This window comes from Bradyrhizobium pachyrhizi (assembly GCF_001189245.1).
Lineage (GTDB): Bacteria > Pseudomonadota > Alphaproteobacteria > Rhizobiales > Xanthobacteraceae > Bradyrhizobium > Bradyrhizobium pachyrhizi.
The window spans coordinates 17606-33323 of the sequence record NZ_LFIQ01000124.1 but is presented as its reverse complement, the minus strand read 5'-3'; the positions used below and the strand labels follow the sequence as shown (position 1 = coordinate 33323).

At 65.2% G+C, this 15718-nt stretch carries 15 protein-coding genes; 6 read left to right on the top strand and 9 right to left on the bottom strand.

Going from position 1 to position 15718, the window contains the following annotated elements; genetic code table 11:
- From AKL29_RS46160 to AKL29_RS38600, 3 genes are all read right to left on the bottom strand, one after another.
- On the bottom strand, positions 1-377 hold a 377-nt coding region (locus AKL29_RS46160; protein WP_430648913.1), incomplete at its 3' end, for an ABC transporter permease subunit.
- A gap of 1 nt (position 378) precedes the next feature.
- Positions 379-1488, bottom strand: coding sequence for an ABC transporter permease (locus AKL29_RS38605; protein WP_050387791.1), 1110 nt, complete (start codon positions 1486-1488; stop codon positions 379-381).
- Positions 1485-2594 (bottom strand): BMP family ABC transporter substrate-binding protein, encoded by a 1110-nt coding sequence (locus tag AKL29_RS38600; RefSeq protein WP_050387790.1) that lies wholly within the window; start codon positions 2592-2594, stop codon positions 1485-1487. The genes AKL29_RS38605 and AKL29_RS38600 overlap by 4 nt, the downstream gene beginning before the upstream one ends.
- 373 nt (positions 2595-2967) lie before the next feature.
- Between AKL29_RS38600 and AKL29_RS38595 the strand changes: the two genes are divergently transcribed.
- From AKL29_RS38595 to AKL29_RS38585, 3 genes are all read left to right on the top strand, one after another.
- Positions 2968-4239 (top strand): allantoate amidohydrolase, encoded by a 1272-nt coding sequence (locus AKL29_RS38595; protein ID WP_050387789.1) that lies wholly within the window; start codon positions 2968-2970, stop codon positions 4237-4239.
- A gap of 197 nt (positions 4240-4436) precedes the next feature.
- On the top strand, positions 4437-5672 hold the full coding sequence (locus tag AKL29_RS38590; protein ID WP_050387788.1) for an ATP-binding protein: 1236 nt from the start codon (positions 4437-4439) through the stop codon (positions 5670-5672).
- A gap of 149 nt (positions 5673-5821) precedes the next feature.
- A complete protein-coding gene (locus AKL29_RS38585; protein WP_038377517.1) occupies positions 5822-6043 on the top strand; it encodes a hypothetical protein in 222 nt (73 codons plus the stop codon).
- Here AKL29_RS38585 and AKL29_RS38580 read toward each other — a convergent pair.
- The gene (locus tag AKL29_RS38580; RefSeq protein ID WP_050387787.1) at positions 5991-6962 is read right to left on the bottom strand and encodes a LysR family transcriptional regulator; all 972 of its coding nucleotides are present in this window, start codon (positions 6960-6962) and stop codon (positions 5991-5993) included. The two genes, AKL29_RS38585 and AKL29_RS38580, sit on opposite strands and share 53 nt — an antisense overlap.
- Before the next feature lie 86 nt (positions 6963-7048).
- Between AKL29_RS38580 and AKL29_RS38575 the strand changes: the two genes are divergently transcribed.
- Positions 7049-8119 carry a YeiH family protein gene (locus AKL29_RS38575; RefSeq protein ID WP_050387786.1) on the top strand — a complete coding sequence of 357 codons (1071 nt, stop codon included), beginning with the start codon at positions 7049-7051 and terminating at the stop codon, positions 8117-8119.
- Positions 8120-8182: 63 nt separating this feature from the next.
- Here the strand turns inward: AKL29_RS38575 and AKL29_RS38570 are convergent, their stop codons facing one another.
- The gene (locus AKL29_RS38570; RefSeq protein ID WP_050387785.1) at positions 8183-9196 is read right to left on the bottom strand and encodes a formamidase; all 1014 of its coding nucleotides are present in this window, start codon (positions 9194-9196) and stop codon (positions 8183-8185) included.
- Between the two features lie 145 nt (positions 9197-9341).
- Between AKL29_RS38570 and AKL29_RS38565 the strand changes: the two genes are divergently transcribed.
- A complete protein-coding gene (locus AKL29_RS38565) occupies positions 9342-10019 on the top strand; it encodes a cysteine hydrolase family protein (protein WP_028334430.1) in 678 nt (225 codons plus the stop codon).
- On the opposite strand, the gene AKL29_RS38560 is transcribed toward AKL29_RS38565, so the two are convergent.
- The 4 genes from AKL29_RS38560 to AKL29_RS38545 form a co-directional block, all read right to left on the bottom strand.
- Positions 10016-10840 carry a carbohydrate ABC transporter permease gene (locus AKL29_RS38560; protein WP_028334429.1) on the bottom strand — a complete coding sequence of 275 codons (825 nt, stop codon included), beginning with the start codon at positions 10838-10840 and terminating at the stop codon, positions 10016-10018. The two genes, AKL29_RS38565 and AKL29_RS38560, sit on opposite strands and share 4 nt — an antisense overlap.
- Positions 10837-11775: a carbohydrate ABC transporter permease gene (locus AKL29_RS38555; RefSeq protein WP_050387784.1), complete on the bottom strand. Its 939-nt coding sequence runs from the start codon at positions 11773-11775 to the stop codon at positions 10837-10839. The genes AKL29_RS38560 and AKL29_RS38555 overlap by 4 nt, the downstream gene beginning before the upstream one ends.
- On the bottom strand, positions 11772-13094 hold the full coding sequence (locus tag AKL29_RS38550; RefSeq protein WP_028334427.1) for an ABC transporter substrate-binding protein: 1323 nt from the start codon (positions 13092-13094) through the stop codon (positions 11772-11774). The genes AKL29_RS38555 and AKL29_RS38550 overlap by 4 nt, the downstream gene beginning before the upstream one ends.
- Positions 13095-13211: 117 nt before the next feature.
- The gene (locus AKL29_RS38545; RefSeq protein ID WP_050387783.1) at positions 13212-14066 is read right to left on the bottom strand and encodes a VOC family protein; all 855 of its coding nucleotides are present in this window, start codon (positions 14064-14066) and stop codon (positions 13212-13214) included.
- A gap of 77 nt (positions 14067-14143) precedes the next feature.
- On the opposite strand from AKL29_RS38545, the gene AKL29_RS38540 reads away from it, so the two are divergent.
- Positions 14144-15511 carry an NAD(P)/FAD-dependent oxidoreductase gene (locus AKL29_RS38540; RefSeq protein ID WP_050387951.1) on the top strand — a complete coding sequence of 456 codons (1368 nt, stop codon included), beginning with the start codon at positions 14144-14146 and terminating at the stop codon, positions 15509-15511.
- The last annotated feature ends 207 nt before the right edge of the window (positions 15512-15718 follow it).

The window sequence follows — 15718 nt, the reverse complement described above, 5'->3', positions numbered from 1 at the left end:
AGCCGGGCCGCGGTCGGCTCGATCAGCGGCTTGCCGAGGAAGAACGCGAGCCCGGTGCCGAGCAGCATCAGCGCGATGCCGACCGCGATGTCGTTGACCCGCGGCAGCGAGCAGATGCCGGCATGCAGCGCGCCGAACAGGGCACCGGTGATTCCGGCCGCGAGCACCCCTAACCACGGCGAGCCCGACAGGTAGGAGATGCCATAGGCGCTCATCGCGCCCATCACCAGCGTGCCCTCGAGGCCGAGATTGATGCGGCCGGACCGCTCGGTGATGCATTCGCCGAGGCTGACGAACAGGAACGGCGTCGAGACGCGGATGGCGCCGCCGAATACGGCGAGCGGAACGGTCCAGAGCCCGAGCGATGCGTCCGCCATGTCAGGACTTTCCCTTCAGGAAGCCGATGCGCCCGTAGAGCGCGTCGCTCGCCAGCACGAACACGAAGATGATGCCTTGCAGCACCAGCACCGAAGCGTCGGGCAGGCCGAGCCGCCGCTGCAACAGGCCGCCGGAGGCCGAGATGCCGCCGAGCAGGATCGCCACTGGAATGATCGCCAGCGGATTCTGCCGCGCCAGGAACGCGACGAGGATGCCGGTGAAGCCGTAGCCCGCCGCAAGATTGGCGTTGGTGCGTCCCTGCACCGCCGCGACCTCGATCATGCCGGCAAGCCCGGCGCAGCTGCCGGCGAGGAAGCAGACGGTCAGGATCAGCTTGCCGACACTGAGGCCCACGATCTTGGCCGCCCGGATGTTGCCGCCGGCAACGCGCGCGGCGAAGCCGAAGGTGGTGTGATAGATCAGGATGTAGGCGGCAACGGCCGCGACGAGGCCGAACGCCAGGCCCCAATGCACGTCGGTGCCGGGAATGGTGCCGATCATGTTGGCGGCGCCGATCTCGCGCGTCGACGGCTTGTTGAGGCTCGCCGGATCGCGCATCGGCCCCTCGACCAGATGGTTGAGGACGGCAAGCGCGATATAGACCAGCAGCAGGCTCGAGATCGTCTCGTTGACCCCGCGATATTGCCGCAGGCCGCCCGACAGCGTGATCCAGAGGCCGCCGCCGATCATGCCCGCGATCACCATGGCGATCTGCACCACGGTCGGCGCCGCGCCTTGCAGCGCCAGCGCCGCCGCGGTCGCCGACAGCGCGCCGATCAGCAGCGCGCCTTCGCCGCCGATGATCACCATGCCGAGCTGCGCCGGCAGCGCCGTGCACAGCGCGGTCAGGATCAGCGGCGCGGCGCGGGTCAGCGTGTTCTGCCAGGAGAAGGCGGTGCCGAACGCGCCGTAATACATGTAGAAATACAGATCGAGCGGGTTCTTGCCGTAGAGCGCGACAAAGCCGCCGAACACCGCGAGCGCGCCGACCAGCGCCGCGCCCGGGATCACGATGTATTCGATGCGCGCGCCGTGGCGCTGGAGGAATCCGGGATCGGCGGCCGGAGCGATGCCGGCCGCCTCCACCGATTCCGCCGTCTCGGTCGTCACGCGGTGGCTCCGATCACGCCCTCGACGAGATAGTCCATCTTCTCGAGTTCGGGATCCTGCTGGCCGCGATCGGTGCCGGACGCGATCACCGTCTTGCCCTTGTTGTCGACCAGCGGGCCCTTGAAGATCGTAAACTCGCCGGACATGAACTTGGCCTTGACGTCGTCGGCGTGCTTGCGTGCTTCCGCCGACACCATCTCGCCATAGGGCGACACCTTGACGATCTCTTCCTTGAGGCCGCCGCGATAGAAGTTCGGGATCGCTTCGCCCGCGGTGATCATCTTGACGAATTTCGGGTAGAGCGCCTCCCAATTCCACTCGGCGCCGGTGAGATAGGCCTTCGGCGCCAGCGGCGACTGGTTGACGTGATAGCCGCATACAAGCGCGCCGCGGCGCGCGGCGTTCTCGACCATGGTCTTCGGTCCGTCGACATGGCAGGTCAGCACGTCGACGCCCTGGTCGATCAGGCTGTTGGTCGCCTCGGCTTCCTTGACCGGCATCGACCAGTCGCCGGTGAAGATCACCTGCGTGGTCGCCTTCGGATTGGCGAGCCGGGCGCCGAGCGTGAACGCGTTGATGTTTCGCAGCACCTGCGGGATCGGCTTGGCGGCGACGAAGCCGAGCTTGCCGCTCTTGGTCGAATAGCCGGCGACGATGCCGGAGACGTATTGCGCCTCGTCGATATAGCCGAAATAGCTGCCGGCGTTCTTCGGGTCCTTGTCGGACCACAGGCCGCCGCAATGCTCGAAGCGCAGTTTTGGAAACTTGCCCGCCATCTTGAGGACGTGCGGGTTGTAGTAGCCGAACGAGGTCGGGAACATGAGCGTGGCGCCGTCGAGATTGATCATGGACTCGATGGTCTTCTCGACTGCATCGGTCTCCGGCACCTTCTCTTCCTCGACGACCTTGATGCCGGGAAGCTTCTTCACCGCCGCCGCGCCCTGGGCGTGGGCCTGGTTGTAGCCGTAGTCGTCGCGCGACCCGACATAGATGAAGCCGATCGTGGTTTCCGCTGCCGCCGCGCCACGAATGCCGAGCGTGCTGCCGAGCGCCAGTGCGGCGCTCCCCTGCAATAAATGCCTTCTTGAAATCCTGCCAAAATCCATCGCTCGCTCCCTCCGGCGGGTCCGGCCCGCCTGTCCCTGTCGCAACCGCCTGACGGCGGAGCTTGGGGGAAGTGTCGCAAGCTTCATGCCAGAGCATGTTTGGCGATCAGTCCTCCGTAAATGATTGAATGTACGTGAGAATGGTGATTGGTCCCAGAAAGCTCGGAAGCTGATTGAGATCGGCTTGCCTATTTTATGAGCGATCGATCGCTGTTGTATGCAATGCCGTTAAGCAGTCGCTAACCGCCGGACAGCCGGTGCGAGCCCGGGCGGGGCCTGGGCACGACGCGCCAATTGCCGGCTGGTGAATCGGATCGGGCCTGCTACGAGTGAAGCGAGCTCCGGCGGCCGCGTTGGACTGATGGGAAACAGCATGAGCGAGATAAAACCGTCATCGAAATCGTCTTCCCTTGGCGAAGAGATCGTGGCGCGGATCGATCAGCTCGCGTCGATCTCCGAGACGCCGGAGCATCTGGCGCGAATCTTCCTCACCGACGAGCATCGCAAGGCGGCCGATCTCATCCTGTCCTGGATGCGCGAGGCCGGCATGAGCGCGCATCTTGATGCCATCGGCAATGTCTGCGGCCGCTATGAGGGCGAGCGGCCGGGGCTGCCTGCGCTGATGCTCGGTTCGCATTACGACACCGTGCGCGACGCCGGCAGATGGGACGGCCCGCTCGGCGTCATCACCGCGATCGCCTGCGTCGCCGATCTGAACCGGCGCGGCAGGCGATTGCCGTTTGCGATCGAGATCGTGGGCTTTGCTGACGAGGAGGGTGTGCGCTTTGCCTCGACCCTGCTCGGCAGCCGCGCGGTCGCCGGCACCTTCGACGAGAGTGTGCTCAACACGCGCGACCGCGCCGGCACGTCGATGCGCGATGCGCTGATCCAGTTCGGGCTCGATCCCGATCATATCGGCAAGGCGGCGCGCGCCCGCCGCGAGCTGCTCGGCTATGTCGAGCTGCACATCGAGCAGGGCCCCGTGCTGGAAGAGAAGGCGCTGCCGGTCGGCGTCGTCACCGCGATTTCGGGCGCGACCCGGCTGGCCGCCAGCCTCACCGGCGTCGCCGGCCATGCCGGCACGGTGCCGATGAAGCTGCGGCGCGATGCGCTGGCGGGCGCTGCCGAATGCATCGTTGCGATCGAACAGTTTTGCAGGTCCGACGAACAAGGCCTCGTCGGCACCGTCGGCTATGTCAACGCGATGCCGGGCGCCACCAATGTGATCCCGGGCAAGGTGTCCTTCACCATGGATATCCGCTCGCAGAACGACATGCATCGCAAGCGCGCCGTCGCCGACATCGTGCGGCAGATCGAGGCGATCGCAAAACGCCGCGACCTCGCCTTGCAGATCGACGTCACTCACGAGAACCGCAGCGTGCCCTGCGCGCCATGGCTGAAGTCCCAGATCGCCGAGGCGGTCGCGGCCGAGGGCTATGCCGCGTTCGAGCTGCCGAGCGGGGCGGGGCATGACGGGATGGCGATGGTCGATGTCGCCGATATCGGCATGATCTTCGTGCGCTGCCGCGGCGGGATCAGCCACAATCCGGCCGAGCATGTCGAGCTCGCCGATGCCGACACTGGCGCGCGGGCGCTGCTGCGCTTCGTCGAGAATTTTCGTCCGCACGGTTTAGTGAATAGCTAAAATTGCGCGCTTCGCAGGCCTTGGCCGAGGAGCGCTTGCTGTCCACGTTGCGTCAGCACGCCGCAGGCACCGGTCCAGGGGCCGCTGCGCCCCCTCGTGCCTAATCCGGACAGATCAGACCACCGTTTCCGGCTCAGCTGGCCTATTTGCGGGTCGGGCGCGAAGCGCTAGACTTGACGCAACGGGGGGTAGTGAACATGAGGTCGTCCGTCCAGGACGTTCAGTTCCCAAAGCAACCGGCGCTGCAGCTGATCTATGACACGGCGCCGATCGGGCTTGCCTATCTCTCTCCCGATTGCCGTTACCTTCAGATCAACCAGCGTCTCACCGAGATCTGCGGCATTTCGGTCGAAGGTCACCTCGGGCGTACGGTGCACGATTGCGTGCCCGCACTGGCTTCGGCCGTCGAAGGTATCGTTCAATCGATCATGGAGACCGGAGAGCCCGTCACCGACGTGGAGGTTTACGGCCAGCGCCCCGGCCACAATGACGAGCGATGCTGGATCACGCATTGGCATCCGCAGCGCGAACCGAACGGGAGCATCGTCGGCGTCAACGTTGCGGCCGAAGAGATCACCGATCGCAAGCGCAGCGAACGCGAGATCCGCGCCGCGCGCGACGCCGCCGAGAAGGCCTTGCACCATCTGCAGGAGACCCAGGCGTCGCTGATCGAGGCGGAAAAGCTCGCGGCGCTCGGCCGGCTGGTGGCCGGCGTCGCGCACGAGATCAACAGTCCGGTCGGCACCAGTCTCACCGTCGCCTCGGTGCTGGAGCAGAAATGCGCCGACTTCGCTGCCGAGGCCGCGCGCGGCAAGCTGAAGCGATCCAGCCTGAGCGATTTCATCGAGGTCGTCGAAAGCGCCTCGTCGCTGCTGGTCGGCAACCTCAAGCGCGCGGCGGACCTGGTGCAATCGTTTAAGCAGGTGGCCGTCGATCGCAGCTACTTCGACCGGAGCCAGTTCGATCTCGGCGCGGTGACCGAGCAGGTTCTCTCGAGCCTGCGTCCGGCCTTGCCGAAGAACAACCTCGCGCTTGAGGTCGATTGCCCGCCCGGTCTTGCCATGAACAGCTATCCCGGCCCTTACGGCCAGGTGCTGACCAACCTGTTCGTCAATTCGGTGGCGCACGCGTTTCCGGACGGCAAGGGCGGCATGATCACGATCCGGCTGCGCGCCTCAGGCGCGGATCAGGTCGAGATCCTGTTCGCCGACAACGGTTGCGGGATGGACGACGACGTGCTGCGGCAGGCCTTCGATCCATTCTTCACCACGCGCCGCGATATCGGCCGCATCGGGCTCGGTCTCCATATCGTTCATAACATCGTCACGAACCGGCTGGGCGGAGAGCTCAATCTCGACAGTGCGCCGGGCATGGGGACACGCATGCGGATCACGCTGCCACGCGTGGCGCCGCGGCGCGTGACCGATAGTTGATGCCCACAGGGGGCGTTGAGAAGGAAATGCTCCCCCGCTTTCGAGCCGGAAAACGTCCTTCCAAGTCACCGCCGCAAAAGGCATTCCACTACCCTTGCTTCCGCCCCCGTCGTCGCGACATTCTCAGGGTATTCCTGATGGTTACGACGATGAGCCAATCCGCATTCGATCCCTTCGGCGAGCCGGTCCCCGCGGTCGATCCTTCGATCGCGAGCGAGGGCGTGTCGAAATGGCTGAAGACCGCGGGCACCAGCGTGTTCTGGGTGCTGGTGGTCGGCATCGTGCTGGCACGGGCCGTCTATTTCGAGCCCGGCGTGTTCAGCTTCGAGCATGCCGTTGCCTGGGCGCAGGGTCTGTTCGCCGCGCTCTAGCCGCAGGTCCGCGCGGGGCCGTCCTGGCCCTTTGTGCTTCCCGAATGATCCCCTCGAACGCCACCGCCGCCGGCACGTCCAGCCGGCCGGGCGATTTCAGCTGCCAGAGCGTGCGCTCGATATGGATGCCCTTGATCGGGATCACCTTCAGCTTTCCCAGCTTCACCTGATCGTCGATCGTTGCGACCGACACGATGGCGACGCCGACGCCGGCCGCCACCGCCTGCTTGATCGCCTCGGTGCTGCCGATCTCGAGCGTGCGCTGCGGCTCGACGTGGTGGGCAGCCAGCGCCTGCGCGACCACCTCGCGCGTGCCTGAGCCGGGCTCCCGCACGATCAGGATCTCGTCGTTCAGCGACCGGATGTCGATCGGCCCCTGGACCGCCGCGAAGCGATGATCCGGACCTGCGATCAGCGCCATCACGTCGGTACGCCAGGCTTCGCTGATCAAATTCTCGTCCTCGACCGGCCCCTCGACCAGCGCGATCTCGATCTCGTGCCCCAGCATCAGCGTGGCGATATCGCTGGTGTTGGCGCTCACGACGTGCAGATCGATGCCGGGAAAGGCGCGGTGGAACACACCGAGATATTCCGGGATCATGTAGGTCGCGATCGTGGTGCTGGCGCCGATCCGCAGCGAGCCGCTGTCGAGATTGCGCAGCGCCTGCAATTCGTCCTCGGCGGCGCGTTCGGCCGCGAACAGGGTCTCGGCGTGCCGCGCCAGCGCCGCGCCCTCCCGGGTCGGCCGCACCCCCTTCGGCGTGCGGTCGAGCAGCCGGCAGCCGACCTGCAGCTCGAAATCCCGCACGCCCTTGGAGATGGCGGGCTGGCTGATGTGCAGGAGGTCGGCGGCACGGGAGAAACTTCCGGTCCTCGCCACGGCCGCGAACAGGCGGAGCAGATGCAGGTTGAGGGACATAACTTCTCTCTATCGGGGCAGTCCGAAAATATATTAGCCAAGAGGTGTGCCTTGGCGCATAAAATCTTCTCCGAAAAGAGGATTTTGTGCCGGAACAAGAACAAGACCAGGGGCAGAAGCAGGGGGCGCTGCGGCGCATATTCCAGCTCATTCCGGGGATTCTGCTCTGCGGGGCGGTCACCGTCATCTCGCTCGGCATCCAGGCCGCCGAGGAGCGCGTTTTCGACCATCCCTATATCGAGGCCCTCGTCGTCGCGATCCTGCTCGGCATGGCGGTGCGCACCGCCTGGGAGCCGTCGGCGCGCTGGCGATCGGGCATTGCCTTCAGCGCCAAGCAGCTGCTTGAGGTCGCGGTGATGCTGCTCGGCGCCTCCATCAGCTTTGCCGCGATCGTGGCGTCGGGCGGGCTCCTGATCGGCGCCATCGCGGTGACCGTCGTGATCATGCTGGCGGTGAGCTATGGCCTCAGCCGGATGCTCGGGCTCAAGACCAAACTCGCGATCCTGATCGCCTGCGGCAATTCGATCTGCGGCAACTCGGCGATCGCGGCGGTGGCGCCGGTGATCGAGGCCGATGGCGACGACATCGCCTCGTCGATCTCGTTCACCGCCATTCTCGGCGTGCTGATGGTGCTCGGCCTGCCGCTGCTGATCCCGCTGCTCAAGCTGACGGCGACGCAATACGGCATCCTCGCCGGCCTCACCGTCTATGCCGTGCCGCAGGTGCTGGCGGCGACCGTGCCGGCGGGCATCGTCTCGACCCAGATCGGCACGCTGGTCAAGCTGGTGCGGGTATTGATGCTGGGCCCGATCGTGATCGGCCTCTCGCTGCTGGTGGCGCGGCGGCGCAAGGCCGGCGCCGCCAGCGAGGGCACTTCAAAGGCCGCCTCGATCAGCCCGTTCAAGCTGGTGCCCTGGTTCATCATCGGCTTCCTGGTGCTGGCCGCGCTGCGCTCGTTCCAGCTCGTGCCTGACATCGCGATCGCGCCGGTGACCAAGACGGCGGCGATCCTCACCGTCGTCTCGATGGCAGCCCTCGGGCTCGGCGTCGATGTGCGGGTGCTCTCGACGGTCGGCGGCCGGGTGACGGCGGCCGTCACGCTGTCGCTGTTGTTGCTGCTGGCCTTGAGCATCGGTCTAGTGCATTTCTTCAAGTAGAGCATGATCCGGAAAAGTGTGGAGCGGTTTTCCGAAGAGATCATGCTCACATCAAAGGGCCGGCTACTCGGCGGCCTTCGCGGTCTTGCCGAACATCCGTGTCGGCGCAGCAAAGCCGCAGGACGTGCCGTCGGTGATCTTGACCTGATCTTCCCACGGCAGGCGGAAGCGGCCGGACACCATGTCCTGCATGAACGTGTACGGGCAATCCATCGCACCGCCCTTCACCGCGACATAGCCGCGGTGCCAGAGCTGATAGATGTTGTTCTCGACGCCCCAGTTGATCCGTGCCTCGCGCACGAGGTCGGGCCGCACCTCGGCGGTGATGATCTCGTCGGCCCGTCCCGTGGTCCCGTGCGCGATGATGCTGCCGTCGAAATTGACGATCATGCCTTCGCCCATCGAGTCGAACGACCCGTCCGAGCCGCACATGCAGACATTGGCCGTCACCATCAGGTTCTGGAACGCGTTGGCCTGGTTGGTGAAGCGCCAGCTGTCGCGGATCGGCGCGGTGTAGCCCGCGGTGCGGATCATGATCTCCGCGCCCTTGTAGGCGCACTCCCGGGCCATTTCCGGGAACATGCCGTCGTGGCAGATGATCAGCGCGAGCTTCGCGCCCTTCGGTCCGTCGATCACGGGAATGCCGACATCGCCCGGCTCCCACGGCTCGACCGGAATCCAGGGATGGAATTTGCGGTAGTACAGCTTGATATCGCCGTGATCGTCGATGATCAGGCCGGAATTGTAGGGGTTGCCGTGCGGGTTGAACTCCATGATGGAGAAGCAGCCCCAGATCTTGTTGTCGATGCAGGCCTGCTTGAAAGCCGCGACTTCGGGCCCGTCGAGCCGGCACATGATCTCCGGATTGATGTCCATCGAGAGGCCGTGCAACGAGTATTCCGGGAATACGACAAGATCCATGGTGGCGAGATTGCGCCGTGCCTTGCCGACCATCCAGACGATGCGCTCGGTCTGTCGTGCCAGATCGGCCTTGGTCGCAACCACGGCCAGCTGTAGCTGCACCAGCCCGATCACCACACCGTTGGGTGATTTGTTGAGACCGCCAAGTCCATTCATGCTGTCCTCCCGCTTGTTTGAGACGCTTGGGTGCTTCGTTCGATCCTGCCTTAGGCTAGCAACGATCATGCCAGCACCATTGTTGCGCCATGGCATGCGGTTTGCTTAACCAGGCGCGGGTCTTCTCGCATTCAAGGCGTGGGTCATGGCGAATTCAAGCGGTACGATCGCGGCGGAGCCGGAGCCGATCACGCTCGACTGGAGCAGGACCGCGCTCGTCATCATCGACATGCAGCGCGATTTCATGGAGCCCGGCGGCTTCGGCGAGACGCTCGGCAATGACGTCAGCCAGCTCGCCCGCGCGGTGAAGCCGATCGCCGCGGTGCTCGCGGCGGTGCGCGACGCCGGGCTGCTCGTGGTCCACACCCGCGAGGGCCATCTGCCCGATCTCTCCGACGCGCCGCCCGCGAAGCTCGAGCGCGGTGCGCCGTCGCTTCGGATCGGCGATCCCGGACCGATGGGACGGATCCTGATCCGCGGCGAGGCCGGCCACGACATCATTTCGGAGCTCTATCCCCTCGACAGCGAGATCGTGATCGACAAGCCCGGCAAGGGCGCATTCTACGCCACCGAGCTCAGTGACATCCTGCAGAAATACGGCATCGAGAATCTCCTGGTCTGCGGCGTCACCACCGAGGTCTGCGTCAACACCACGGTGCGCGAGGCCAATGACCGCGGCTATCGCTGCGTCGTGATCTCAGACGGCTGCGCGTCCTATTTCCCGGAATTCCACGAGATGGGCCTGAAGATGATCAAGGCCCAGGGCGGCATTTTTGGTTGGGTCGCTGATTCAGCCGCGGTGCTGGAGGCGCTCGGGGACTAGCCACCTTTGACCGCACCCGCCGTCAGCCCGGCGACGATCTGCCGCTGCGCCATCACGGTGAGCAGCAGCACCGGCGCGGTCACGATCAATGCGGCGGCGGCGAGCGGGCCCCAGCTCAGCTGATCGAACGAGATCATGTTGTAGACCGCGACCGGCAGCGTGCGGGTCTCGCGCCCCGCCAGCACGATGCCGAACACGAAGTTGTTCCAGGAGAAGATCACCGCGAGGATGAAGGCGACCGCGAGCCCGGGCCTCGCGATCGGCAGCGCGACATGGCGGAACACCTGCCAGCGCGTCGCGCCGTCGATCAGCGCGGCTTCCTCCAACTCCAGCGGCGTGGTCTCGAAATAGCCGATCATGATCCAGATCACGATCGGTACCGTGACCACCAGATGAATGATGATCTGCGGCACCAGCGTGCCGAGCAGGCCGAGCCATTGGAACAGCAGGAACAGCGGGATCAGATACGACAGGCCGGGCGTGATGCGCGCGATCAGGATCACGATCGCCGATTTATGCGCGGCCATCCGCGCGATGCCGTAGCCGGCGGGTACGCCGACCAGCATCGCAAGTCCCGTGGCGCAGCCGGTCACGATCAGGCTGTTGCTGAAATAGGTCAGGAAGCGGTTGGAGGCGAATACGTCGGCATAGTTCTTCCAGGCAATATGCTCCGGGAAGAACACCGGCGGATAGGAGGCGTTGTCGATCTCGAACTTGAGCGACAGGGAGGCCATCCAGAGGAAGAACAGGATCGCCGGCGAGACGATGACGAACACCGACAGCCACAGTCCGATCCGACCGAGGATGTAGCGCGGGTTCATGCCTCGCTCCCGAGCTGTGAGGTCCACAGCAGGCGCTTGCGCAAGTAGAGCAGCAGCGCCGCCAGCGCCACGATCAGGAGGAAGAACACCACCGCGATCGCCGAGCCATAGCCGAGGTCGTAATAGACGAAGGCGACGCTGTAGAGATAGACGTTGATGGTCTCCGAGGCCGAGCCCGGTCCTCCTTGCGTGATCGCGAAGATGATGTCGAAGCTTTTCACCGCGTCGATCATCCGGATCATGCCGGCGATGAACAGGAACGGCATGATCAGGGGCAGCGTGATGAAGCGGAACACCTGCCAGAAATTGGCGCCGTCGATCTGCGCACTCTCGTAAGGCTCGTTCGGGATCGCGGCGAGGCCGCCGAGCACGATCAGCATCACCAGCGGCGTCCATTGCCAGGTCTCGACCAGCACCAGCGAGGGGATCACCGTCGCGGGGTTGAACACCCAGAGCTGCGCCGGCAGCCCGACCAGCGACAGCAGATAGTTGAGCACGCCGAGCTGCGGGTGGAACATCATGGTCCACACCAGCGCGATCGCCACGGGAGTGGCCATCATCGGCATGATGAAGATGCCGCGCAGGAAGCCGCGCGCCGCGAATTTCTGGTGGAACACCACCGCCGCCAGCGTGCCGAAGACCAGTGGCAGCAGCACCGACAGCGCGGTGTAGGATAGCGTGTGCCCGACCGCCTCGACGAAGCGCGGATCGGTCGGCAGCCGCAGATAGTTGGCGAGCCCGACGAAGACGGTCGGCGAACCGACCTTCCATTCCTGCAGGCTCATCCAGATCGTGAACACCCACGGAAAGATGATCACCGCCAGCACCACGACGAGCGCCGGGATCACGAACGGCCAGTAGGACGGCGGACGCCATTCACGTGCCGGCGCGGCGTTATCGGCCGCCGCCGGCGAAGCTTGTGTCACCACACTCACGCTTTTTCGCTACGCTCCAGGATGGGGCGGAATTGCTCGTGCGCTTTTTTCAGCTCGGTGGCGGGGTCGGCGCCCGACAGCGTCGCGGTCAGCGCGGCGCCGACGATGTCGCGGAATTCGGCGACCGGGATGATGACGGGCAGGCCGAGCTTCGAAATCTTGGCGGAGTCAACCACCGACTGCAGCCATTCCTTGGTCTTCACGCCCTTGGCGACTTCGGCATCGTCGACGATGGAGTTGCGGAACGGCACGCCGCCGCCGGCCTGCAGCAGGCGCGCGCCCTGTCCGCGCGAGACCACCCATTGGCAGAGCAGATAGGCGGCTTCCTTGTTCTTGCTCGCCGCGGCGATACCGACGCCGTCGCCATAGGTCGAGGAGAACTTGCCCTTGGGACCGGCGGGCACCAGCGTGTAGCCAACCTTGCCGACGACGCGCGAGGCGGCGGGATCTTCCAGCGGCGGCGCCCAGCCGTCGGCGTCGATCCACATCGCGGACCTGCCCTGCGTGAAGGACGCCATCGACTCCATCCAGTTGAAGCCGGCGACGCCGGGAGGCGCGCATTTCGTCAGCAGCCGCTGATAGAGCTTGGTGGCCTCGATCGCCTCGGGGCCGTCGGTCAGGATGTTGCCCTTGGCATCGAGGAATTCGCCGCCATAGTTCAGATAGAAGTTGGTCCACATCGCCATGTTGGCGTTGCGCAGGCCGCGGCCGACGAAGCCGTAGATGCCTTCCTTCGGATCGGTCAGCTTTTCGGCCGCGATTGCCATCTCCTCGAGCGTCTTCGGGACCTCGACGCCCTTCTTCTGGAACAGCTCCTTGTTGTAGTAGAGGATGAAATAGTCGACCGACCACGGCAGCGACAGCATCTGGCCCTTGTCGTTGCGGGCATATTGCAGCCCGGCCGCCGAGAAATCGCTCTCGACGAGATCCGGCGGCGTCATGCTCGGATCCTTGAGATAGGGCGACATGTCGGCGAGCCAGCCGGCCTTCTCGAACTGCCGCTTCTGCACGTGATAGCTCAGGTGCACAACGTCGAAGCTCGGCTTGCCCGAGGACAGCTCGATCACGCATTTCTGGCGCTGCTGCTGCTCGGGGATCTGCTCCGACTCGACCTTGATGCCGGTCAGCTCGGTAAATTCCTTGATGTATTTTTGCAGATTGTCGCCGCGCGGCCCCTTGGCGAGGATCACCTCGAGCGTGGTGCCGGAATATTTCTTCCAGTTGACGTCGGCGCGGGCCGGAAATCCGGTCAGTCCAACCGCGCCGGCCGCGGCGGTGCCGGCCAGCATCTGCCGGCGCGAGATCAGGTGATGCGACATGTTTCTCTCCCCTGGGACGGTTCTTGTTTGGGAGAGATACTAGCGCCTCAACTTTCTGTGCCTAGTCCCACATGCGCGGCGACGTTGCATAACGCTGCGCCGCGCATGGTATGGCAGCTATGCCTTGACGAAAGCGAGCAGGGTGCCGTTGCCGGAAGCCGGCGGCACGGTGATGCTGTTGCCGCTCTTCACGCCGGCTGAGCCCAGCGCCTTTTCGGTCGCGGCAAGATCGGCCGCGATCACGAGGCCGGCGCCGCCGCGATCGGGCAGGCCGTCGAGCGATACGCCGGGATAGCGCTTGCCGAGCTGGTCCCTGGTCAGGAACACGAAGTCGGCGCGGTCGCCGCCGGACGGCACGGCAACAGCACCGTCGGGATCGTGCCTGACGGCGATATCGATCATCCTGGAGAGATGCGCGGCATCGGTTGCGGGATCGGGCGAGACGATCAGCACCTGCTTGAGGCGTTTTGCCCCATTGGCGTGCGTCATCAATTCGGGAATCCACACCGTCTCGCGGGTCTTGTGCTGGCAGGCGAAGATGCGGACGCCGCCGGGCGCTTCGGCGGTCGGCCACTGGAAGGTGCGGAATTTCGCCGCGGAGATCGTGCCGTTCGGCAAGGTCACCGGGCGTTCGAAATCGGTCGGCCCGATCGGCGCATAGCCGCGCGCGCGGATCTCCTCGGCACCTAGCGCAGAATCCACCGCGGTGAACGCGATGCGTTCGATGCCTTCGCCGCGCTTCTCGAGGAAGGCGCGCGCCGGAGCATTGTGTTCGGTCGGCGTCAGCACGCCGAGCAATTCCATGTAGTCGGGGTCGAACATGATGGTGTAATTGCCCGATCCCATATGCGCGCTATGGGTGCCGCGCGGCGACACGGTGAAGCCGAGCCGCTTGTAGTTCTCGGCGGCCTTGTCGAGGTCCTTCACCATGACCACGGCGTGATCGATTCCGATGACGTTCTTGAGTGCCACTTGTTGTCTTCCCGGCTGGAATAGGAGAGTAGAATTAGCTAACCAGAATGACCGGGCGCCCGCAAGAAAGGATCATGATGAACAGCAATGCCGTGCGCTGGCCCAATTCGCTCTGGGCGGCAGTGACGCCCTCCGGCCCTGATTGTCCCGAGCTGACCGGCGCGCAGCAGGCTGATGTCGTGATCATCGGCGGCGGCTTCACGGGTCTATCGACCGCGCTGCATCTGCGCGAGGTCAGTGTCGACGTCGCGATCGTCGAGGCCGCCGAACCGGGCTGGGGCGCCTCCGGGCGCAACAATGGCCAGGTGATCCCGACGCTGTCACGCCCCGATCCGGATGACATCATCGCGAGGCACGGTGCGGCCGGCGAGCGCTTCGTCGCGATGCTGCGCGACAGTGCCGCTGATCTGTTCGACGTCGTCAGGCGCTACAACATCGCGGCCGAGCAGGAGCAGGCCGGCTGGGTGCAGCCGGTGCATTCGCCGGGCCGCATCAGGATCGCGGAGCGGCGGGTGCAGCAATGGTCGAAATTCGGCGCGCCGGTCGAGTTGCTGTCGCGCGATCAGACCAAGGACATGCTCGGCTCGGATGCGTGGTACGGCGGCTTCTGGAACAGGACCGGCGGTCACGTCAATCCGCTGGCGCTGGCGCGGGGCCTTGCGCGGACCGTGGTCGGCCTCGGTGCGCGGATCTATGCGCGTTCGCCTGCACTCAGTTTCGAGCGCCGCGGCGATCGCTGGGTGGTGAAGACCGAGAAGGGTGAAATCTCCGGCCGCTCGCTGGTGGTCGCCACCAATGCCTATAGCGGGGAGTTCGCGAAATCACTGGTGCCCGAAATCGCGACCGAGGTGATGCCGGTGCTGTCCTGGCAGATGGCGACGCAGCCTCTGTCGGACAATGTCCGCAGGACCATCATCCCCGGCCGGCAGGCGATGTCGGATACCCATGGCGAGCTGTATTTCGCGCGCTACGACGCCCGCAACCGCCTCGTCACCGGCGGTGCTGTGCTCGGTCCGGGCGACAGGACCGGGCGGCTGAAGGCACGGGTGACCGAGCGGTTGCAGCGCCTGTGGCCGCAAATCGGCGAGGTCTCCTTCGACTATGTCTGGAACGGCTATGTCGGGATGACCGCGGATTTCCTGCCGCGCATGCATCGGCTGGGTCCCAACGCCTATGGCTGGACCGGCTGCAACGGCCGTGCCGTCGCGCTGACGATCCCGCTCGGCCGCGAATTGGCACGCGCAGTCCGGGGCGTGCCGGAAAGCGAACTGGCGCTGCCATTCTCCGAGCCGGTGCAGTACATGGCGCATGGCTTGCTGCGCAAGCTCGCTCCCTGGATGCTGGTGCTCTACCGGCGCCGCGATGCACAGGAGCTGGTCAAGGGCGATCGTTTCGAGTTGCTGCGATGGGCGGAGTATTTCCTCGCTTCGCGCCGTTCGCGGTGAACGCGGAGCAACGTCGCGCCGCGCACGCGAGATAAAGGGCATGGAGGGGCGAGCCGCCCGAGGTGGGGGCTGGTCGGAGAACGTCGCTGGAAGAATGCGGGGCCAAGCAGGTTCGGCCGGGTGCCGTGATCACGAGGATTCCGCCGTTGGCGGATAGCGTTGTGGAAACCCCGACGCGACGCAGGCGTTATTGCCAGATAGCAACCC